19 protein-coding genes, 1 other RNA gene and 1 other annotated feature are annotated in these 20,995 nt (G+C 37.4%); of the genes, 18 read left to right on the top strand and 2 right to left on the bottom strand.

The window, feature by feature from the left end; genetic code table 11:
* Positions 1 to 35 precede the first annotated feature (35 nt).
* Complete coding sequence (locus ACFTQ7_RS05485) at positions 36 to 1,292, top strand: MFS transporter (protein WP_386827648.1); 1,257 nt, start codon at positions 36 to 38, stop codon at positions 1,290 to 1,292.
* A 297-nt stretch (positions 1,293 to 1,589) separates the two neighbouring features.
* On the opposite strand, the gene ACFTQ7_RS05480 is transcribed toward ACFTQ7_RS05485, so the two are convergent.
* Positions 1,590 to 1,778, bottom strand: coding sequence for a DUF3885 domain-containing protein (locus ACFTQ7_RS05480; protein ID WP_386827647.1), 189 nt, complete (start codon positions 1,776 to 1,778; stop codon positions 1,590 to 1,592).
* Between the two features lie 246 nt (positions 1,779 to 2,024).
* On the opposite strand from ACFTQ7_RS05480, the gene ACFTQ7_RS05475 reads away from it, so the two are divergent.
* From ACFTQ7_RS05475 to ACFTQ7_RS05455, 5 genes are all read left to right on the top strand, one after another.
* The gene (locus tag ACFTQ7_RS05475; RefSeq protein ID WP_386827646.1) at positions 2,025 to 3,116 is read left to right on the top strand and encodes a carbohydrate kinase; all 1,092 of its coding nucleotides are present in this window, start codon (positions 2,025 to 2,027) and stop codon (positions 3,114 to 3,116) included.
* A gap of 4 nt (positions 3,117 to 3,120) precedes the next feature.
* Positions 3,121 to 4,038 (top strand): pseudouridine-5'-phosphate glycosidase, encoded by a 918-nt coding sequence (locus ACFTQ7_RS05470; protein WP_079562818.1) that lies wholly within the window; start codon positions 3,121 to 3,123, stop codon positions 4,036 to 4,038.
* Between the two features lie 208 nt (positions 4,039 to 4,246).
* On the top strand, positions 4,247 to 6,442 hold the full coding sequence (locus tag ACFTQ7_RS05465) for a RelA/SpoT family protein (protein ID WP_349660025.1): 2,196 nt from the start codon (positions 4,247 to 4,249) through the stop codon (positions 6,440 to 6,442).
* Positions 6,443 to 6,542: 100 nt separating this feature from the next.
* Positions 6,543 to 6,983, top strand: coding sequence for a D-aminoacyl-tRNA deacylase (dtd, locus tag ACFTQ7_RS05460; RefSeq protein WP_386827645.1), 441 nt, complete (start codon positions 6,543 to 6,545; stop codon positions 6,981 to 6,983).
* Between the two features lie 70 nt (positions 6,984 to 7,053).
* The gene (locus ACFTQ7_RS05455; RefSeq protein ID WP_349660026.1) at positions 7,054 to 7,272 is read left to right on the top strand and encodes a DUF2642 domain-containing protein; all 219 of its coding nucleotides are present in this window, start codon (positions 7,054 to 7,056) and stop codon (positions 7,270 to 7,272) included.
* A 316-nt stretch (positions 7,273 to 7,588) separates the two neighbouring features.
* Here the strand turns inward: ACFTQ7_RS05455 and ACFTQ7_RS05450 are convergent, their stop codons facing one another.
* Positions 7,589 to 9,172, bottom strand: a complete 1,584-nt coding sequence (locus tag ACFTQ7_RS05450; protein ID WP_386827644.1) for an N-acetylmuramoyl-L-alanine amidase family protein — start codon at positions 9,170 to 9,172, stop codon at positions 7,589 to 7,591.
* A 163-nt stretch (positions 9,173 to 9,335) separates the two neighbouring features.
* Positions 9,336 to 9,577, top strand: a binding site (T-box leader).
* 115 nt (positions 9,578 to 9,692) lie between these two features.
* On the opposite strand from ACFTQ7_RS05450, the gene hisS reads away from it, so the two are divergent.
* From hisS to ACFTQ7_RS05390, 12 genes are all read left to right on the top strand, one after another.
* Complete coding sequence (gene hisS / locus ACFTQ7_RS05445) at positions 9,693 to 10,958, top strand: histidine--tRNA ligase (protein ID WP_386827643.1); 1,266 nt, start codon at positions 9,693 to 9,695, stop codon at positions 10,956 to 10,958.
* Between the two features lie 331 nt (positions 10,959 to 11,289).
* Positions 11,290 to 13,059: an aspartate--tRNA ligase gene (gene aspS / locus ACFTQ7_RS05440; RefSeq protein ID WP_349660029.1), complete on the top strand. Its 1,770-nt coding sequence runs from the start codon at positions 11,290 to 11,292 to the stop codon at positions 13,057 to 13,059.
* 139 nt (positions 13,060 to 13,198) lie between these two features.
* Positions 13,199 to 13,398: non-coding RNA, 6S RNA (ssrS, locus tag ACFTQ7_RS05435), on the top strand.
* Positions 13,399 to 13,504: 106 nt separating this feature from the next.
* The gene (locus tag ACFTQ7_RS05430) at positions 13,505 to 14,044 is read left to right on the top strand and encodes a GrpB family protein (protein WP_386827642.1); all 540 of its coding nucleotides are present in this window, start codon (positions 13,505 to 13,507) and stop codon (positions 14,042 to 14,044) included.
* A gap of 259 nt (positions 14,045 to 14,303) precedes the next feature.
* Positions 14,304 to 15,461 (top strand): N-acetylglucosamine-6-phosphate deacetylase, encoded by a 1,158-nt coding sequence (gene nagA / locus ACFTQ7_RS05425; protein ID WP_386827641.1) that lies wholly within the window; start codon positions 14,304 to 14,306, stop codon positions 15,459 to 15,461.
* Between the two features lie 31 nt (positions 15,462 to 15,492).
* Positions 15,493 to 16,215: a GntR family transcriptional regulator gene (locus ACFTQ7_RS05420; RefSeq protein WP_197145047.1), complete on the top strand. Its 723-nt coding sequence runs from the start codon at positions 15,493 to 15,495 to the stop codon at positions 16,213 to 16,215.
* Between the two features lie 4 nt (positions 16,216 to 16,219).
* Positions 16,220 to 16,939: a sugar isomerase domain-containing protein gene (locus ACFTQ7_RS05415; RefSeq protein ID WP_483869432.1), complete on the top strand. Its 720-nt coding sequence runs from the start codon at positions 16,220 to 16,222 to the stop codon at positions 16,937 to 16,939.
* Positions 16,940 to 16,956: 17 nt separating this feature from the next.
* Positions 16,957 to 17,226: an HPr family phosphocarrier protein gene (locus ACFTQ7_RS05410; RefSeq protein WP_386827639.1), complete on the top strand. Its 270-nt coding sequence runs from the start codon at positions 16,957 to 16,959 to the stop codon at positions 17,224 to 17,226.
* A 108-nt stretch (positions 17,227 to 17,334) separates the two neighbouring features.
* On the top strand, positions 17,335 to 18,510 hold the full coding sequence (locus tag ACFTQ7_RS05405) for a GNAT family N-acetyltransferase (RefSeq protein WP_386827638.1): 1,176 nt from the start codon (positions 17,335 to 17,337) through the stop codon (positions 18,508 to 18,510).
* Positions 18,511 to 18,966: 456 nt separating this feature from the next.
* The gene (locus ACFTQ7_RS05400) at positions 18,967 to 19,275 is read left to right on the top strand and encodes a PTS sugar transporter subunit IIB (RefSeq protein WP_197145023.1); all 309 of its coding nucleotides are present in this window, start codon (positions 18,967 to 18,969) and stop codon (positions 19,273 to 19,275) included.
* A gap of 13 nt (positions 19,276 to 19,288) precedes the next feature.
* Positions 19,289 to 19,609: a PTS lactose/cellobiose transporter subunit IIA gene (locus ACFTQ7_RS05395; RefSeq protein ID WP_197145022.1), complete on the top strand. Its 321-nt coding sequence runs from the start codon at positions 19,289 to 19,291 to the stop codon at positions 19,607 to 19,609.
* A 45-nt stretch (positions 19,610 to 19,654) separates the two neighbouring features.
* Positions 19,655 to 20,983: a PTS sugar transporter subunit IIC gene (locus ACFTQ7_RS05390; RefSeq protein WP_386827637.1), complete on the top strand. Its 1,329-nt coding sequence runs from the start codon at positions 19,655 to 19,657 to the stop codon at positions 20,981 to 20,983.
* Positions 20,984 to 20,995: the final 12 nt, after the last annotated feature.

Raw genomic sequence — 20,995 nt, 5'->3', positions numbered from 1 at the left:
ACATCTAAAATTTTTCAAGAAATGAAGGTGTTAAGATGAAGCGTATTCATTATAGCTGGTTTATTTTAATTATAACCTTTTTCTCAATTATTGTTGCAGGAATTACTATGTCATCATCAGGGGTGTTCATAGACTCCTTTGAAAAAGAATTTAATTGGGATCGATCTTTAATTGCTTTAGCATTTGCAGTGAGTCTATTTTTATATGGATTTTCAGGCCCGTTTATGGCGGCATTACTAGAAATAACCGTTTTAAAGAAAATGATGCTAGGTGCGATGGCTACATTATTCATAGGCATGTTGCTTACACTTTTCATGACACAATCATGGCAGTTAATCATTATATGGGGCGGTATTATTGGCTTAGGAGCAAGTCTTTTTTTAACTGTGTTAAGTCCTTATGTAGCTAATAATTGGTTTGTGAAAAGTAGAGGGTTGGCAGTAGGAATTTTAACGGCGAGTACTGCAACAGGGCAGTTAATTCTTCTCCCTATATTGGCGATGATTATTGAACATTATTCTTGGCGATGGGCGATTGGACTAATTCTCATCCTAAGTTTTGTTATGTTCATCACTATTTCTATATTTATTAAAAATACACCACAGGATATTGGAATTCTTCCTTATGGAATGGAAGAAAATCTTGAAATCCAACAAGAGAATCATAAGAAAAATCCGATTAGTATTGCTTTTAATGGTTTATTTGAGGCTATAAAGAGGAAAGAATTTTGGTTATTAGCGGGAAGTTTTTTTATTTGTGGACTTTCAACTAGTGGGTTAGTTGGTACTCATTTCGTTTCTTATTGTATTAGTTTTGGTGTTCCTTTAGTAACCGCTGCAACTTTTCTTTCTTTTATGGGAGTGTTCAATCTTGTAGGTACTACTTTATCAGGGTGGTTGTCTGACCGTTTTGATAATCGATGGTTATTGTTTTGGTATTACCTTTTAAGAGGAGTGTCTCTGCTATTACTCCCATATGCATTAATGAAAGGGTCGTTCACTTTACTGACAATCTTTACAATATTTTATGGATTAGATTGGATTGCCACAGTACCTCCAACGATCAGTATTTCTAGACAAATTTTTGGTACAAATAAAAGTGGCATTATTTATGGGTGGATTTTCGCTTCACATCAAGCGGGAGCTGCAGTTGCCGCTTTTGGTGGAGGCCTAATCTATAAGTTTTTCAATTCATATACTTGGGCCTTTTTCCTTGCTGGGATGTTCTGTGCATTGGCAAGTTTATTTGTTATCATCGTGAAAAAACAAACACCTCATCAAGCACATACTTGATAATCAATAATCAATTCAAAAAGTTGAATCCAATTGAATCCAATTACTTAGTAGACAAGTAAATGTATTATAAAACAGTAATATAATCGACAGGGGAGGGATATGAATAAAGTGAAACTGCATAAAGGGGTACCATCAGGAAAATGGGCATAGCGTTGTAAAACAATTAAACGGTACCCTCCTCATCATAATCCTCATCTATATCGAATAAAGTTTCCTCTTCTATATTTTGGTTACATACTAGATCATACAGATATTCAGAATTAGTGTTTTCAAACATAAGTCATCAGTAATTTCCTAATCTATATAAATAGAATCACCGGGCTTGAACACTTCTTCAAATAATGTAGTAACTCTTGTAACAACTTGATTTAATCTATCTTCAGTTCCATTTTTATATGGCTCACCTAGTTCAAACCTTAGACGTAATCCACTAGTTGGGTTAGGGGAATTGCTATCTATATACTTCAATATTTTTTTCTTCATCGTAGTTACTCCATTATGGAAATTCTGAAAAACCCCATCATTAACGCTCCTTATATTTAAGCTTTCAAACTTTTCTATTGCAACCTAATCCAATAATGTTACAAACCTCATATTCAACTAAACTTCACCATTAGTTGAAATTTAATAGGCTTTAACTTTTTTGTATAAATCTAAAATGGAAAAATTTTTTTGACAACATTCAAACAAAAGTTTATAATGTAAACAAATATAATAAAAGGTGATGCTATGAATGAAAGAGAACAGGCGGTCCTTGCTTTAATTCGCCAGAATCCGTTTATGGCTCAGCAAGAGATGGCAGATAAGATGAAACTATCTCGACCAGTCCTTGCTAATTTAGTGTCGAGCTTAACGAAGCAGGGGAAAATTGTAGGTCGTGCATATATTTTGCCTGAGGAAAATGAAGTTATTTGTATCGGTGGAGCCAATCTCGACCGAAAGTTTCATGTCAAAGGGAATGTCCAATTCGGTACGTCCAATCCTGCTAGCTCTTCATTTAGTGTAGGTGGTGTTGGACGAAACATTGCTGAAAACTTAGGCAGATTAAATCATCAGGTAACATTGCTAACTACCGCAGGCAAAGATGCTGATTGGCAAGTAATCCAAGAAGCGTCAGAGCCATTTATGAATTTACGTTATGTAGAGCAGTTACCTGACGCTTCGACGGGTTCCTATACTGCGGTTATGGATGAGCAGGGCGAGCTAGCATTAGCGGTAGCAAACATGGAAGTATATGATCTTTTATTGCCAAGTTTGCTAAAAAAACATGAAGCAATGCTAATGAATGCGGGTTGCTTTATTATGGACTTAAACTGTCCAAAGGAAACAGTGGCTTATATACAGCAGGTTGCGATTGCTCGTGACATTCCATTTGTCATCGTACCTGTATCTTCTCCAAAAATGAATCGATTACCGGATACGTTGCAAGGTGTAACCTGGTTTATTTGCAACACAGATGAAGCAGAGACGATTGTAGGTCATAAAATCGAAAACTCTGCACACTACGAAAAGGCTTTACAGCAACTTCTTACATTAGGTGCTGAGCATGTCATTATTACAGCTGGTAGTAAGGGTGTGTATGCAGCTGCCACTACAACGAAGCCAAGTCATTTTGCAGCTAAAGCTATAGAAAAAATTGAAGATGTGACAGGTGCAGGAGATGCCTTTGTCAGTGCGGTAATCCATAGCTGGCTTACTGGCAAATTCTTTGCAACATGTATTGATGCAGGCTTAACAAATGCCAAAAATACACTTGCATCGCCATATACCGTAAGACCTGAGCTATCAGTTGATTTGTTAAACAGTGAAATGGAGGAATAACAACATGAAAGAATTCATCGTATTATCAGAAGAAGTAAAAGCAGGACAAGCGAAAGGTTTACCAATCGTAGCATTAGAATCAACAATTATTTCTCACGGAATGCCATATCCACAAAATGTAAAAACTGCACGAGAAGTAGAACAAATTATTCGTGATAATGGTGCAGTACCTGCAACTATTGCATTAATTGATGGGAAAATCAAAATCGGTTTATCAGATGAAGAACTTGAAATGTTCGGTAATTCACAAGGTGTAGCAAAAGCATCTCGTCGTGACTTAGGCTATCTTTTAGCAACAAAAAAATTAGGAGCGACAACTGTAGCTGCAACAATGATTTGTGCGGAGCTAGCTGATATCGAAATTTTTGTAACTGGCGGTATCGGTGGCGTACACCGTGGTGCTGAAACAACAATGGATATTTCAGCCGACTTAGAAGAGTTAGCACAAACAAATGTAGCTGTAATTTGTGCGGGTGCTAAGTCTATTTTAGATATTGGTTTAACTTTAGAATACCTTGAAACAAAAGGTGTGCCAGTCGTTGGATACGGTACTGATGAACTGCCAGCATTCTATACACGTCAAAGCGGTTTTGATGTTAACTTCAAGATTGATACGCCAGAGGAAGTGGCAGAAATGCTACGTGCAAAATGGCAATTAGGCTTAAAAGGTGGAGCTGTTATTGCTAATCCAATTCCAGAGTCTGAAGCACTTGAACATTCATTCATTACAGAAATCATTGAAAAAGCTCTAGTAGAAGCAGAAGAAAACGGAATTCAAGGTAAAAACGTGACACCATTCTTACTTGGAAAAGTTAAAGAATTAACAGAAGGTAAAAGCCTTGATGCCAATATTGCATTAGTAAAAAATAATGCAGTAGTTGGATCAAAAATTGCTGTAGCGTATAATAAATTAAACTCATAAACTTTTGTACAGAAAAAAAGACCCTTTGCGAAATATAAAATACGCAAAGGGTCTTTTTATTCATTTCAGGGTATATTTTTCCAATTTTCACATTGTTCACGAGAATAACTAAACAAAATGACACAGTTACTTTACAATAGCCCATTAAATTTTATACAATTAAGTTTATATCTAATCTGAAAAATTTGACGAGCAAGGTGGACATGTTATGGCGAAAGAGCAAATTTTGACTCCCGAGGACGTTTTTGAGTTAGTCAAATCCTACATGAATGTAGAAAATGTCGCATTCGTGAAAAAAGCATATGAATTAGCAAGGGATGCCCATATTGAGCAATTCCGAAGCTCAGGTGAACCGTATATTATTCACCCCGTGCAAGTAGCTGGTATTTTAGCTGAATTACAAATGGATCCAGAAACAGTTGCGGCTGGTTTTTTACATGATGTTGTCGAGGATACGGATTTTACGCGAGACGACTTAGTTCGCGAATTCGGCGAAGAGGTTGCAATACTTGTAGACGGTGTAACAAAGCTTGGGAAAATTAAATATTTATCTAAAGAAGCGCAACAAGCAGAAAATCATCGAAAAATGTTTGTAGCGATGGCGCAGGATATTCGTGTCATTTTAATTAAACTGGCAGACCGTCTACATAATATGCGCACATTAAAGCATTTACCTGCAGAAAAACAACGCCGTATTTCTAAAGAAACACTTGAAATTTTTGCACCACTTGCGCATCGTCTTGGGATTTCGACTGTTAAATGGGAGCTTGAGGATACAGCACTTCGTTATTTAAACCCCCAACAATATTATCGCATTGTCAGTCTTATGAAGAAAAAACGTGATGAGCGTGAAGCATATTTAGACAATGTCATGACTGAAATGAAGTCACAGCTTACAGAGGTTGAAATTGAAGCGGATATTTATGGTCGCCCAAAACATATTTACAGTATTTATCGTAAAATGGTGTTACAAAAGAAACAATTCAACGAGATTTATGATTTATTAGCCATTCGTGTACTTGTCGATAGTATTAAAGATTGCTATGCCGTACTTGGGATTGTGCATACATTATGGAAGCCGATGCCTGGCCGTTTTAAAGATTATATTGCGATGCCAAAACAAAACCTATACCAATCACTGCATACGACAGTAATTGGACCTTATGGTGATCCATTAGAAGTACAAATTCGTACGAAGGAAATGCATAAAATTGCAGAGTACGGGATTGCGGCGCATTGGGCATATAAAGAAGGTAAAAAAGTTGATAATGAAAAACAAAATGTCGACCAAAAATTAACATGGTTCCGAGAAATTTTAGAATTCCAAAATGAATCATCGAATGCTGAAGAATTTATGGAATCTTTAAAATTTGATTTATTCTCTGATATGGTCTATGTCTTCACACCTGAAGGAGATGTCATTGAATTACCGGCAGGCTCTGTACCTATCGACTTCGCATATCGTGTGCATTCAGAAGTCGGAAATCGTACAATTGGCGCGAAAATTAATGGTAAAATGGTGCCGCTTGACACACCGTTAAAAACGGGAGATATTATTGAAATTTTAACTTCAAAGCAATCATTTGGTCCGAGCCGTGATTGGCTGAAAATAGCCCAATCCTCACAGGCCAAAAATAAAATAAAGCAGTTTTTCAAACGTCATCTTCGTGAAGAAAATATCATCAAGGGCAAAGAGATGATAGAAAAGGAAATCCGTGCACAAGATTTTGACGTGAAAGAAACAATGTCGGCGGAAAATTTGAAGCGTGTATGCGAAAAATTTAACTATACAAATGAAGAAGATTTATATGCTGCTGTTGGCATGAATGGAATTACAGCTCAGCAAGTTGCTAATCGTCTAGCGGAAAAGCGCCGCAAAGAGCGTGAACAAGAAGAAGCTCTTGAGAAAATTGAACAAAAAATGAAAAACCCTATCCCTCAAAAACGGACGGAATCGGGCGTTATCGTAAAAGATATTGACAATATGCTTATTCGACTTTCTCGTTGTTGTACGCCAGTTCCTGGAGATGAAATTGTAGGCTTCATTACAAAAGGAAGAGGTGTTTCAGTACACCGTGCAGACTGTCCAAATATCCAAGTAGAAGATGAGCAGGAGCGTTTAATAGAAGTAGAGTGGGAACACGGACTTACTCCAGAGAGAAAAGAATACCCTGTCGATATTGAAGTTTCAGCTTTCGATCGACCAGGCATTTTAAATGAAATCATGCAAATTGTTAGCGAAACGAAAACGAATATTTTAGCAGTAAGTGGTCGTGCAGATCGCGATAAAATGGCAACGATTCATTTAACGATTTCGATTTCAAATATTTCGCATTTGCATAAAGTAGTGGAACGTATTAAGCAAACACCTGATATATATTCAGTACAACGGGTTATTAACTAATTGATTTCTTTATTAAATGAATAGTTGGGCAGTAGCAACTTTGTTATGTACCGAAAATGATACTTCTGGTGCATATAATGAGGAATTGAGGTTTTAAAAAATGAAAGTAGTTTTACAACGTAGTAAAGCAGCCTCTGTTACGGTTGACGGAAAAGTAACGGGAGCTATTGATAGCGGCTATGTTCTTCTAGTGGGCATTACACACGGGGACACACAAGAAAATGTTGAATATTTAGCAAAAAAAGTAGCTAATCTCCGCCTATGGGAAGATATTGATGGAAAAATGAATCATTCTATTTTAGAGCATGGAGGGGCTATTTTATCCGTCTCGCAATTTACATTGTATGGGGATGCAAAAAAGGGGAATCGTCCAAGTTTTACAAATGCAGCAAGACCAGAAGTTGCGGAACCGTTATGGGAGGCTTTTAATAATGCCTTACGCGAACACGGTTTACATGTGGAAACGGGAATATTTGGTGCAATGATGGACGTTGCACTTACAAATGATGGCCCAATTACGATACTTCTTGAGTCTAAATAAATGGTACATTTCCTATAATTCCTTCATACATTTAATAGTATGGTTAGTTTTGTAGGAGGGAAGTGTGTTAATGGTGACTCAGGGAGAACGCATATCAAATCCATATTTATACGAAACGCTAAATATGATGATTGGTCAGGCAATAGTAGTGCAAACAGAGAAAAATATCCATCAAGGAAAATTAATCTCTGTATTGCCTGACAATATCGTTGTAGAGATTAGTCGTACTCCGTTGTTCATTCGTATGAAGGAAATTGTGTGGGTTACGTTGGCAAAGAGGAAAAAATAAGCGCAGTAAGGTCTCTATACTCAGAAAATATGAGTTGGAGTCCCTTTTTGTTTTAGTGTGTAACTAATAGCTAATGAATGTCGGTATTCATTTACAATACAGTGCCCAAAACACCGTATTTTTAGTCGATTTCAGTTCCATCAGCGTATTTACATTTCTAAAAAGAAAACGTCATATTTGTTTGATAATCAAAAATAAGCTGCAAAGGAATGATAACTCTAGGTTCCTTAGCAGCTTATTTATATTGCCAAACGGACAGTAATTTAGTCGTACCGAAAGCGATACGTTATGCGGTCCCAATAATTCAAGTTTCACTTTATTGATTTTCGTTAAAGTAATCTAAAACACCTTGGTAGATGCCGAGAGTAGCTTGTTCCCGGTATTTAGCGGTTGTAATAACACGTTCCTCACTACCATTACTTAAGTAGCCCAGCTCAATAAGGACAGCTTTTTGACGATTTTCTCGTAGAACTAAATAATTTCCTTGTTGGGTACCACGATTTTTTAAATCGATTTTATTTGAGAGTCCATTATTTATTGCCTCTGCAAGACCTTGTTGATTACTATTCATATAATATGAGGTGAAACCATTAATGGAACTATCGTCAGTTGCATCATAATGTATACTGATAAAAGCATCTGCCTCATATTGGTGTGCAATTGATACGCGTTTGCGGAGGTCAACATATTCATCTGATTCTCTTGTCATGACAACATTTGCTCCAGCAGCACTCAACTTTGAAGCAAGAAGAGATGCAGTTTTCAACGTAATTTCTTTTTCGTCGGTTCCACGTTGTCCAGTAGTACCGTGATCATTCCCACCATGTCCAGCATCTACAATAATCGTTAACCCATTTAAAGTACCTTTCTTGCGTGGTTTCGATTTTTCCTTTTTTGTAGAAGTAGCAGCTTTGCTCGACGAAGAAGTCGTAACGACCCAATTCGCTACAAAAGCAGTTTTGTCATCTATTTGTATTTCATAAAAATCATTTTTAGCGCCTACAATAGGGTAGGTTTCACCAGCGTCTACGCGTTCAACAACATCAGCAACTGTTGATGCATCTGTCCGTAAGTTTGTCCCATTATAAATGATTGTGACAGATTCAAGCTCTGAGGAAGTAGACGAAGATTTTGATGCCTTACTTTTTATATTTGAAAAAGTACCATAAAAGCTATAAACCCAACCTGTTTTTTTATTGTTATATTGAATTTGTACCCAGTTATGTTCTTGAGCTAGCACCTTAAAGGCTTGTCCATTGGAAACAGTTCCTATTTTGCTAGCATTTAAGTCGGGCTTTTGGCGCACATTAAGAGCATCCACTAAAACTGTAAATGTTGTATCTTTGTTGACCTTTTTTGTGGATACTTCAACTTTAGGTTCGTCAGCTTCAGCTTTTACCTTTTTTTCAGGTAGATCATTGATTGTCACATAGTCAGTGGATACCCAACCAACTAGCCCATTCCAATCTATTTTCGCCCATTCGCCATCTTTTTCAATAAGGTTAGCTTGGTCCCCTGTTGATAATTGTCCAAGAACTGCTGAAGATATGTCAGGCTCAGTACGGATATTTAGACGATCGACTTGTGAAATCAACGTTTGATTAGCCACTTGCTTATCGTCTATCGAAGCGGTTAGCCAGGATGCTACCCAACCTTCGTACTTGCCTGCTTTTACTTGTATCCAATCGCCCTCACGACTAATAGAGGTTAATGGGTCACCCTCATCTAATGTCGTAATAATTGGATAAGACAGTCCAGGTCCCTCACGTAAATGAAGAATCATTCCAGTTACTTTTAAATCGCTGGAGTCGGCTAGTGCTCTTTGAACAGAGTGACTTGGAAATGCAAACGTTAGCACTAGTACGAAGATGATTAGAATATGTAAAAGTTTTGTCCTCATCAGATTCCTCCTATTCTTGTTCTATTTTACCATGCTTTTGTAATAGAATTCGTGGGAAAAAGGTAACGGAATTTGTTATTTTAACGAATGTAATGTAAAAAAAACAAAAACAGTTGACATTGCCTTTTGTAGTGACTAACATAAAGGGTAATCAAAAAATGATTAATCGCTTATGACCAAGCAAGTAGCGCATACCTCTATTGGAGAAGAGAGGGAAAGACCTAGGCTGAAATCTTTCCTACAAAAACGTATAACGTGAATAACACTTGAGAGGCTTTTTTCTGAAAAGTAGTGCTTAGTAGGAAAAAACGGAATCGGCCGTTATCCGATCAGGAGGAGGACGCATGTATTTGATGCGTCAACTAGGGTGGAACCGCGGAAGCTTGTACAGCTCTCGTCCCTTGCATTACGCAAGGAGGCGAGGGCTTTTTTATTGGACAATTTTAAGGATTTCATACTTAAAATGTTAAAAGTCCAGAAGACAGCTTGCTCATAAGCAATTTACAAAGGAGGTATTTCTATGAGTTTTAAAGTGCCACGAGGGACGCAAGATATTTTGCCTGGTCAATCTGAAAAATGGCAGAAGGTAGAAGCGGTTATCCGTGATATTTGCCGTGTCTATCGTTATAACGAAATTCGCACACCAATTTTTGAACAAACAGATTTATTTGCACGTGGTGTCGGTGAAACAACAGATGTTGTTCAAAAGGAAATGTATACATTTGAAGATCGCGGTGGTCGTTCGTTAACATTACGTCCGGAAAATACAGCTGGAGTTGTTCGTTCTTATGTTGAGCATAAAATGTTTGGTGCACCTGATCAACCAGTAAAGCTTTCATATTTAGGACCTATGTTCCGCTATGAACGTCAACAAGCAGGGCGCTACCGTCAATTTGTTCAATTTGGAGTAGAAGCCATTGGCTCAGCGGATCCAGCTATCGATGCGGAAGTAATCGCGCTAGCAATGGATGTCTATGGTTCAGCTGGTTTAAAAGATTTAAAATTAGTCATTAATTCACTTGGCGACAAAGAAACACGTGATTCACACCGTACAGCACTGCTACAACACTTCGAACCACATATTCAAGAGTTTTGTTCGGATTGCCAAAATCGTTTGCAAAAAAATCCACTACGAATTTTGGACTGTAAGGTAGACCGTGAGCACCCATTAATGAAATCTGCACCAGCATTAACTGATTTCCTAACAGAAGAATCAGCAGCATATTTCGCACAAGTTAAAACGTATTTAGATACGTTGGGAATTTCATATGAGGTTGATCCAAACCTTGTAAGAGGTCTTGATTATTACAATCATACGACTTTTGAAATTATGTCAACGGCTTCTGGCTTTGGAGCGATTACTACACTTTGTGGTGGTGGGCGCTACAATGGCCTTGTACAAGAAATTGGTGGACCAGATGTACCAGGTATCGGGTTCGCATTAAGTATTGAACGCTTGTTGCTAGCACTTGAAGCTGAAGGTGTTGAATTAGACACAGCATCAGGACTTGATGTCTATATGATCGCTATGGGCGAAGATGCGAAGCTAAAAACAGTAGAATTAACAAGTACCTTCCGTGCAAAGGGCATTTCTGCTGAGATGGATTATTTAGATCGTAAAATGAAAGCTCAAATGAAATCTGCAGACCGTTTAGGTGCAAAATATACGATTGTTTTAGGTGAAACAGAGCTTGAAGAGCAAGTAGCTACTGTTAAGCATATGGAATCAGGAGAACAACAAAAAGTAGCGTTCTCAGAATTAGTGAATTACCTTTTAAAACAATAAACGAACACAAACTGTTAAAACATAAATCGCTTTTATCATTACAGGATTAACTGTCCAAATGATTCAAATATCTACGTCGTTTTGGACAGTTAATTCATTTAACAATGAACGGATAGCTAATTTTCCATGGCATTAATTCTCTACTTAGTAGGAAGTGTATGCTACATATTTAAAATAAACGGTCCATCATCAAAAGTTAGGGATGACATATTGTAAAAACATATGTCAAGTGGGTAAGTTGAAACTGGACGCCCCAGTAAAGCGCCAGTCTGAACGGAAATCAACTTTAAGTTATGGTGATGAGCAAATAAATTTTGGAGGAATTAAATAAATGGCAACAAGAACGCATGCTAGTAACGAGCTTTCAGAAGTATTACAAGGTGAAAAAGTCGTATTAAAAGGTTGGGTACAACGTCGTCGTGACCTAGGTGGTTTAATTTTCATTGATTTACGTGACCGTACTGGAATCACACAGGTAGTGTTTAGCCCTGATGTAGCAGAAGCACATGCTTTAGCTGATAAAGTACGTAGTGAATATGTAATTGAAGTAGAAGGAACAGTGATCCTTCGTTCAGAAGACCAAATCAACCCAAATGTACCGAACGGTAAGATTGAAGTTGAAGCAACAAAATTAATCGTCATTAATACAGCAAAAACAACACCATTCCAAATTGAAGATCGCACAGACGTATCCGAAGATTTACGTTTAAAATATCGTTATCTTGACCTACGTCGTCCGGTTATGTTTGATACATTCAAAATGCGTTCTGACGTTACGCGTACAATTCGAAACTTCTTACAAAACGAAGGCTTCTTAGAAGTAGAAACACCAATTTTAACAAAATCATCTCCAGAGGGGGCTCGTGACTATTTAGTACCCTCACGTGTTCATGAAGGTGAATTTTATGCATTACCACAATCACCACAGCTATTTAAGCAATTATTAATGGTATCAGGTTTTGAAAAATACTTCCAAATCGCACGTTGCTTCCGTGATGAAGACTTACGTGCTGACCGTCAACCAGAGTTTACACAAGTTGACATTGAAACAAGCTTTTTAACGCAAGAAGAAATTATTGAAATGAACGAACGCTTAATCCAAGCAGTTATGAAAGAAGTAAAAGGAATTGATATCCCTGCTCCATTCCAACGAATGAAATATCAAGAAGCAATGGATCGTTACGGTTCTGATAAACCAGACGTACGTTTTGGTTTAGAGCTTGTTGATTTAAATGACATTTTTGATGGCTGTGATTTCAAAGTATTTGCTGATACAGTGGCACAAGGCAAACAAGTAAAGAGTATTAACATTAAAGGTGCAGCAGATAAATATTCTCGTAAAGACATGGACGAGCTAACAAAATTTGTTGGTATTTACGGAGCAAAAGGTCTTGCTTGGTTAAAAGTAACTGAAGAAGGCTTAAACGGACCGATTGCAAAATTCTTTGACGATGCATTAGCAGCTGCTTTAATCGAACGTATGAAAGCGGAAGTGGGCGATATTTTAGTATTTGTAGCTGATCAAGCGTCTGTTGTAGCAGCTTCATTAGGTGCCCTTCGTACGAAATTAGGTCAAGAATTAGACTTAATAGATGAATCACAATTTGCGTTCCTATGGATTACAGATTGGCCATTATTAGAGTACTCTGAAGAAGATGGTCGCTATAAAGCAGCACACCATCCATTCACACGTCCATTTGACGAAGATATTCAATTAATGGAAACAGATCCTTCTGCAGTCCGCGCACAAGCATACGATATCGTATTAAACGGTTATGAGCTTGGTGGAGGTTCATTACGTATTTATGAGCGTGAATTACAAGAAAAAATGTTTAATTTACTTGGTTTTACAGAAGAAGAAGCAAGAGCTCAATTTGGCTACTTATTAGAAGCATTTGAATATGGTGTACCACCACATGGAGGTCTTGCATTTGGTCTTGACCGCTTCGTAATGCTACTTGCTGGCCGCACTAACTTACGTGACACAATTGCATTCCCGAAAACAGCAAGTGCTAGCTGCTTAATGACAAACGCACCTAGTGAAGTGTCTCCTGATCAATTGAGCGAGTTAAGCTTAGCCATCAAACCATTCAGAAAATAATTTGTACTTCTAAATACCTGGATTCCCTAGCGAAATTTGTTGGGAATCTAGGTATTTTTTGCGTTTTCGCAAGAATACAGATTTTTTTAAAGAAAATAGTTTGAATTATCAGAAATATAGTGTTATTATAACTGTAATACGAATCCTGATGTGTTTGTCTAATTGCTAGCTCTACTTAACAGTTTTGACCGAACACTATAGAATCGGGAGCCTTCATTTTGTAGTCGCAAACAAGCCCCATGCGGAGCGGGACGTTTAAAGCTGCAAAGCGGGCACCCCCCTGCGAAATGCGGGTTCAAAACGAATGTTTCTTGGCATAACGGCACAATCGGGATTCGTCATACATAGTTATTAAGCAAAAAAGGAGCATTTAAATAGCTCCTTTTTTAGTGTTATTCAAAAAACAACTAGAAGCAGAACAAAAAAATTTAGAGGAGTACTGGCGATGATCCTTGGCTTAAAAAAGAATGAAGTGAAAATCGTACCATATGATAGTGAATGGAAAAATGAATTTATGCGAGCTCGTTCCGAGATTATCAAACATACAAATATCCATTTTGATCGTATTCAACATATTGGTAGTACATCGATTGAGGGAATTCAGGCAAAGCCAATCATTGATATTGTAATGGGCGTTGATGATATTGATAATATTTCAGATTCATTTTTAAAAGCAATGAAAAAAGCTGGTTTTTATAGACTGCGTGTAGAAAGACCGGCAGAAATTGTATTTGCAAAATTTACAGACGATACATTCGAAATCAAAACACATTTTGTACACTTAGTAAATTATGAAGGAGAAAAATGGTGTGATTTATTGTTTTTTAGAGATTATTTAAATGAAAATGAATCAATTAAAAGACAGTATGAAAAGTTAAAATTAAATTTCCTTAACAGCAATTTACAAGGAATAGATGAATATACATCGTATAAAGAGCAGTTTGTACAATCGATTTGTTCAATTAATGAAAGAAAAATTGAATGATACTTATAAAAACATATGCTTTGTGTATAAGTTGATCTTCGTTGCGGCTGGGCGACTCCTCGGGGCACATCGGACGCCCTCAGCTGGAACGGAAATCAACCCCACGCTATAATGATTTAGATTAAAAATTTAGAAAATATTAAAAAATCACTTTTTATTTTTGGGAAAGCATCATATAATTGGTATAGACAACTATACCGAATAAAGAAGTTGCCTGTAGCTTCAGTCAAGCTCCTCAAAAACGCTAGGGGGTGATCTATTGAAGAATACACTTTTAATTTCAAATGTTACGATCGTCAATCATGATGAAGCGCCGTTTAAAGGAGACATTTACGTTGATGATGGTAAGATTATTAAAATAAATCATAATTTGTCTGATAAGGCTGAGCGGTATATAGATGGCAAAGATAATAATTGGTTCCTGTTACCCGGCTATATTGATATGCACATACATGGCTCTGCAGGGCATGACGTGATGGATGCTACGCAATTTGCACTGCATCAAATGGCACGCTCTTTAGTTCAGGAAGGCGTGACAGGCTTCCTTGCTACTACAATGACGCAATCTAAAGAAGCAATTGAAAGCGCTTTAGCGAATGTTGGTCAATTTGAAAATAATGAGGATGGGGCAAGCTTATTAGGTATACATGTAGAGGGACCGTATATATCAAAAAAACGGGCAGGCGCACAACCAATAGAATACATTATTTTACCGTCTACGAAGCAATTTGCATACTGGCATAAAGTAAGTAAGCAACGTATTAAACAAGTTACCTTTGCCCCTGAGGTAGAAGGAGGCTTTCCGTTTATTGAATCGTTAAAGGATTTAAATGTTATCGCTTCGATTGGCCATTCTGATGCTACCATGGAAGAGGTGGATCGGGCAGTAGTATTGGGAGTAAGGCAAGCTACACATTTATATAACCAAATGCGCCCTTTCCATCATCGCAATCCAGGTGTCGTTGGTGCAGTGCTTTTAGATGATCTAGTAAAGACTGAAATTATTGCAGATTTCGTGCATAGTCATCCTCAAGCTATTAAGCTAGCGTATCGTATAAAAGGCGCGAAGGGTATTATCTTAATTACCGATGCGATACGGGCAAAAGGTTTACATCATGGTGATTATGATTTAGGTGGTCAAACCGTTCATGTTTCTAAGGATGGCGCCCATCTATCTAATGGGGCTTTAGCTGGTAGTGTACTAACGATGGAACAAGCGGTAAAAAATATGAAAGCAATCACCAATTGCTCATTGCAGGAAATTGTCGCAATGTCCTCTACGAATGCCGCTAAGCAATTACAACTTGCAACGAAAGGTCGTATTGCAGAAGGCTATGATGCAGATTTTGTATTACTAGATGAAAATTTAAATGTACAAAAAACTATTTGTCGGGGTAAAGTTGTATTTGAGAAATGAAAGTAAAGAGGCGATAAGGATGGTACAAGGTTTGTTAGATAAAAATTCTCATATACCTATTTATATACAAATAGAAGAGATCATTAAACAACGTATTTATTTAGAAGAATACAAAATCGGTGAAAATATACCTTCTGAGCGAGAGCTTTCTACGCAGTTTGATGTTAGTAGAATGACTGTTCGTCAATCTATCACAAATTTAGTCAATAGCGGATTGCTGTATCGTGAAAAAGGCAGAGGTACGTATGTCGCTAATCCAAAATTAGAACAACCGTTAAAAGGATTAACAAGTTTCACAGAGGATATGCGAGCTAGAGGGATGGAACCAAGCAGTAAAGTTTTACGCTTTGAGAAAATCGTACCACCAGTTGATATTGCTAGAGATCTCATGTTAGAGGCTGGTGAAGAGGTATTCTTCGTTGTACGAATTCGTAGTGCTGATTCCAAGCCAATGGCCATCGAAAGAACATATATTCCAGTAAAAATATATCCTGAATTAGATGAAAAGAAAATAATGGGGTCATTATACGCGTTAATTGAGGCAAAGTTCCATCAAAAAATTGGAAACGCTATTCAGCAAATGGAGGCGGCTATTGTTCTAAAAGAAGATAGTAAATTTTTGCAAATTAATCATACTGCACCGGTGTTAATTATTAAACGTACAAGTTATTTATCTGATGGAGTTCCGTTTGAGCTTGTGCGAAGTACTTACCGAGCTGATCGATACAAATTCATTAGTGAAATTAAAAGGTGATCTTATGGATGCATATTTTCTAGAAATTCAAAAGATAATGCAGATCGTTAAAGAGCAAGAATATGCCCAAATAAAAGAAGCCGCACAATTAATTGTACAAAGGCTTCAACGCGGAGGAATCGTCCAATTATTTGGTTGTGGTCATTCGCATCTATTAGCGCAGGATGCATTTTATCGCGCGGGAGGGCTTGTACCTGTACGTCCTATAATTATTGAACCTCTAACATTACATGCAGGAGCAATGACATCATCAAAAAATGAAAAGGACCCGACGATCATTGAACAGTATAAAGATCATTTTGATTTTCATGAAAATGATGTTTGCATTGTTATTTCAACATCTGGGAGAAATCAAGCACCTATAGATGTAGCATTTTTAGCGAAAGAAGCGGGAGTACTTGTCATGTCTCTGCAATCGCTTACTTATTGTGAGCAAAAGACACGTCATCAAAGTGGGAAGCGCTTAGAGGAAGTTGTAGATAAAGTGATCAATACGCATATACCAATAGGAGATGGTTTACTGCATCACAATGATATACAGTATGCCCCATCCTCTACAGTTATTGGTTCAATTATATTAAATATAGTATTTAGTGAAGTCATTGAGATCATAGCTATATCAGGCGAAGTATTACCCGTTTTTAAAAGCAATAATGTTGACTCGGATTCGTCTCATAATGAGGCTATGATTGCCTATTATCAACATCGAATTAAATTTAAATGACAAGCGGAGGGATATCTATGAAGAAAACATATAAAATAACAGCGCCGGAGGGACTACATGCTAGACCCGCAGCTTTACTTGTAACAGCAGTCACACCATTTGAGTGTGATGTTCAGTTAACTTATAAAGAGAAATCAGTCAATTTAAAATCAATTATGGGTGTTATGGCACAAGGAGTAGCACCCGGAAGCATTGTAGAAATTGCAGCAGATGGGCCTGATGCTGAGAAACTTTTTCAAACAGTAACAGAATTAATTATTTCTAAAGGAATTGGAGAAGAATACTAAACATTAAAGGCATTGTTGTCTCTTGGGTCAAACTATAAAGATTCACGGTAGTTTGTAAGTGTAACTTTAATTGCGAGATATTCAATGTGGAAAGGGGGTCTTTTTTCTATGGAAATAAAAATAATCCCACCAAAAGATTTTTTACAGGTACATCAATTAAGAGATTATTGTTTTCCTAATAAGTATACTGATGCGCGTCGAGATGATTTTCATTATTGGGTTGAGCATAGCACAACATTAGGGGCTTACGATGAACATAAAGTCGTTGGGCAGCTCCTAATATTGCCACTCAATATGACAATTAATGGTAAAAATTATGATATGGGCGGAATTGGCTTTGTTGCAACCTATCCTGAGTATCGGCAACAGGGGATTATCAAAAAGCTTATGACAGAGGCACTGAAGAAAATGCGAGAGAATGGGCAAAGCATTTCTGTGTTAGCGCCATTTTCTGTATCCTTTTATCGTTATTTTGGATGGGAATTATTTTTTGAGAAGCTACATTACACGATTCCACAATCGATGTTTCCTGCTTTCGGAAAGCAATTGGACGTTGTAAAACGTATGAGCTTTGAATGGCCAGAGCGTGATCTTTTTCAGGTGATTAAGGATTTTCATAATGCACAAGCACTTTTCAATAATGGAAGTATGCTTCGAGATGATGCGTGGTGGAAAAGAATAGAGAGAAGGATGCCTGATAGCCATTTTGCGGCATATTTTAACGATGATAAAATTGCAGGTTATATTCGTTATAAAATTAAGGATGAGACGTTTGAGATTCATGATTTTATTGCTGAGGATTTACTTGCAGAACAAGCGATATGGCGTTTTATAACGTCGCATGCGGCGAGTGTAAGCAACATTAAAGGAGTTACCTCTAACAACCACCAATTTGGCTTCTATTTTAAAGAGCCACAGTTTAAAAAGGAAGTCGTTCAAGATGTGATGGTTAGGATCGTTGACGCTTTGAGGTTTATGCAACATTATCCGTGGGGTGATATTCAGGAGCCGCTATATATTCAAATTGAAGACGCGTTTTGTAGTTGGAATGAACACGTATTTCAAATAAATAAAAGTGGAGATGTCTCGATAATTGAGACTAATTCTATCCCAGAAATGCATATGTTAACATTAACAATTAATCTTTTTTCAGCAATGATGGTTGGCTATTTAACTGTAAAGGATGTGGTTATGTATACAAATAAACATTTGACTGAAGACATAATTGGTCGATGGCAGCTTGCATTACCCTCTAATAAACCAGCATTTTATGAGTACTTTTAAGAAAAGCGTTCATGAATGAATAACTATCGGATAATTAGTTCTGAAAATTCGAATTTTTTTAAACTTTTTTCTGGACTATACCACTTAAATGAATCCTTTAAGTAGTCTGGAACAACGGTATAGCCCAGTTTTCAAAACCATTTCTTAAGGAAAAAAATAGTGTAAAAAGGATATTGTGGTATATACCAATAGGTGCTATTCTCAACTTAAGAAAGCGATTTCATACATCTTTCAGCAAATCCAAACATTCGCTGAAGTAGAGGAACTTAGTCTAAGAACGCCACGTCCTGTGGCAATTTATCTGTGCGAAAGCGAAGCGGCAGCAACACACGACTGAGTGACCAACGTCGTGTTGGCCCAAGCCTCCGGCCGATTCCGAACGCAATTATGCCAAGGCATAATTGATAAATATTATCGCTAGAAAGACGAACTTAAATCACGAAGAGGAGTGTTTAGATGAAAAACATTATGCTAGTGTGTGTAGCGGGAATGAGTACTAGTTTGCTAGTGTCGAAAATGCAGAAAGCAGCGCAAGAACAAAATATTGAGGCAGATATTTATGCAATTGCTGAAAGTGAGGTCGACAAAGTATTAGCTACTAAAATGGCGGACGTGCTGCTACTAGGTCCGCAAGTCCGTTACTTAAAAGGAACATTTGAAACAAAATACAAGGAAAATTTTCCGATTGATGTTATTAACATGATGGATTACGGCATGATGAATGGCGAAAATGTTTTAAATCAGGCGTTAAAGTTGATTGGTTAAGGGGGCTATGGCAATGGAAGAAACAGTTTTGATGGAATCTATTATGGGACTGATTGTGCACAGTGGTAATACGAAAAGTGAATGTATGGAGGCGATCCAGCTAGCAAAAAAAGGACAGATTCAGGAAGCAAAGGAAAAAATACAGCTAGCTAATGATTCATTGATTGAAGCGCATCATTCTCAGACGGCTTTACTGTCACAAGAGGCAAGGGGAGAAAAAGTAGAAGTGTCAATGCTGTTAATTCATGCGCAAGATCATTTAATGAATGCCATTACGTTTCGTGATCTAGCATCAGAAATGATTGAGTTGTATGAAAGAATCAAAGGGGAGTAGCATCAAGCCTTGATGTCACAATAAAAAGTAAAGGGAGTGTGTGAAATGTTCCGTTTTTTAGAAGAAAAATTTGTGCCAGTTGCAGCTAGGGTAGGAAATCAGCGTCATTTAGTTGCCATTCGAGATGGTTTTATTACAATCATGCCATTGACAATTGTTGGATCACTTGCGGTACTAGTTAATAATTTGCCTATCAAATTTTATCAAAATGCACTTGATGCTATTTGGAAGCATGAAACTTGGACACAATGGGGCGGCAATATTTGGGGAGCGACATTTGGAATTCTTTCGCTATTATTAGCCTTTACAATTGCTTACAATCTTGCAAAAAGCTACGACAAGGATGGACTATCAGCCGGTGTCATCAGTCTTTCCAGTTATATGACATTTGGAACTTTTGCTGAAGGTGGATTAACAGGGTTAACAACAGGTACAGGCGGTTTGTTTATAGCCATTATTGTTGCTTTGCTGTCAACGGAAGTATTTTGTAGATTGTCTGGCAACCCTAAGCTATTAATTAAAATGCCGAATGGTGTACCGCCAGCTGTTTCAAAATCATTCGCTGCATTATTACCTGCAATTATTACAATTGGTTTATTTGCTCTAGTTCGTACAATTATTTCGGCAGGCTTTGATATTCCTGATATTGTAGGTTCATTCTACACAGCAATTCAAGAGCCGTTTATGGGCTTAACGAATACATGGGTTGCGGCTTTAGTTTTAGCATTCATTCCTACGTTTTTATGGACATTAGGTGTTCACGGTGCTAACATAATCGAACCATTTATGCAAACAATCAATTTACCAGCTATTGAAGCGAATGTAAAAGCCATTTCATCTGGAGAAGTAGCGCCATACATCGTAAATAAACCATTCTTTGATGCCTTCATCAATATGGGTGGTTCGGGTACGACAATAGCACTTATAATTGCTATTTTCATTATCGCTAGAAAGAATAAACAATATAATACCGTCGGAAAATTGTCGGCAGCACCAGGCCTATTCAATATTAATGAACCATTACTTTTCGGTCTTCCAATCGTGTTAAACCCAGTGTTATTTGTACCGTTTATTTTGACACCGATGATTAACGTAACAATTGCTTTCTTTGCAACGAAGTGGGGCTTTGTGCCGGCAGCTACGGTTTCGCCTCCGTGGACAACGCCACCGATTATTAATGGATTCTTAGCGACTCAATCTTGGCAAGGAGCTGTTCTTAGTATTGTTTTACTGATTGTCGCAGTGTGTATTTATTTACCGTTTATTTCGATGGCAAACCGTATCGCAAAGCAGAATGAACAGCGAGTCGCAGTATCAGAGTCTCAAAACGAACAGCAAGTTACAAAATTAGAAAATCAAAAAGTAGAAGTGTAATTGTGAACTAAT

The organism is Lysinibacillus sp. NPDC056959 (assembly GCF_042674095.1).
In the GTDB taxonomy this organism is placed as follows: domain Bacteria; phylum Bacillota; class Bacilli; order Bacillales_A; family Planococcaceae; genus Lysinibacillus; species Lysinibacillus zambalensis.
Note: the sequence above shows the minus strand (reverse complement) of the source record. Positions and strands in the feature narration are given on the sequence as shown.

Coding starts and splice junctions, on each gene's coding strand:
- ACFTQ7_RS05485 (WP_386827648.1), top strand. CDS start 36: ATGAAGCGTATTCATTATAGCTGGTTTATTTTAATTATAACCTTTTTC.
- ACFTQ7_RS05400 (WP_197145023.1), top strand. CDS start 18,967: ATGAAAAACATTATGCTAGTGTGTGTAGCGGGAATGAGTACTAGTTTG.
- ACFTQ7_RS05465 (WP_349660025.1), top strand. CDS start 4,247: ATGGCGAAAGAGCAAATTTTGACTCCCGAGGACGTTTTTGAGTTAGTC.
- ACFTQ7_RS05415 (WP_483869432.1), top strand. CDS start 16,220: ATGGATGCATATTTTCTAGAAATTCAAAAGATAATGCAGATCGTTAAA.
- ACFTQ7_RS05470 (WP_079562818.1), top strand. CDS start 3,121: ATGAAAGAATTCATCGTATTATCAGAAGAAGTAAAAGCAGGACAAGCG.
- ACFTQ7_RS05475 (WP_386827646.1), top strand. CDS start 2,025: ATGAATGAAAGAGAACAGGCGGTCCTTGCTTTAATTCGCCAGAATCCG.
- ACFTQ7_RS05395 (WP_197145022.1), top strand. CDS start 19,289: ATGGAAGAAACAGTTTTGATGGAATCTATTATGGGACTGATTGTGCAC.
- ACFTQ7_RS05390 (WP_386827637.1), top strand. CDS start 19,655: ATGTTCCGTTTTTTAGAAGAAAAATTTGTGCCAGTTGCAGCTAGGGTA.
- ACFTQ7_RS05480 (WP_386827647.1), bottom strand. CDS start 1,778: ATGAAGAAAAAAATATTGAAGTATATAGATAGCAATTCCCCTAACCCA.
- hisS (WP_386827643.1), top strand. CDS start 9,693: ATGAGTTTTAAAGTGCCACGAGGGACGCAAGATATTTTGCCTGGTCAA.
- ACFTQ7_RS05430 (WP_386827642.1), top strand. CDS start 13,505: ATGATCCTTGGCTTAAAAAAGAATGAAGTGAAAATCGTACCATATGAT.
- aspS (WP_349660029.1), top strand. CDS start 11,290: ATGGCAACAAGAACGCATGCTAGTAACGAGCTTTCAGAAGTATTACAA.
- dtd (WP_386827645.1), top strand. CDS start 6,543: ATGAAAGTAGTTTTACAACGTAGTAAAGCAGCCTCTGTTACGGTTGAC.
- ACFTQ7_RS05450 (WP_386827644.1), bottom strand. CDS start 9,172: ATGAGGACAAAACTTTTACATATTCTAATCATCTTCGTACTAGTGCTA.
- ACFTQ7_RS05410 (WP_386827639.1), top strand. CDS start 16,957: ATGAAGAAAACATATAAAATAACAGCGCCGGAGGGACTACATGCTAGA.
- ACFTQ7_RS05405 (WP_386827638.1), top strand. CDS start 17,335: ATGGAAATAAAAATAATCCCACCAAAAGATTTTTTACAGGTACATCAA.
- ACFTQ7_RS05455 (WP_349660026.1), top strand. CDS start 7,054: ATGGTGACTCAGGGAGAACGCATATCAAATCCATATTTATACGAAACG.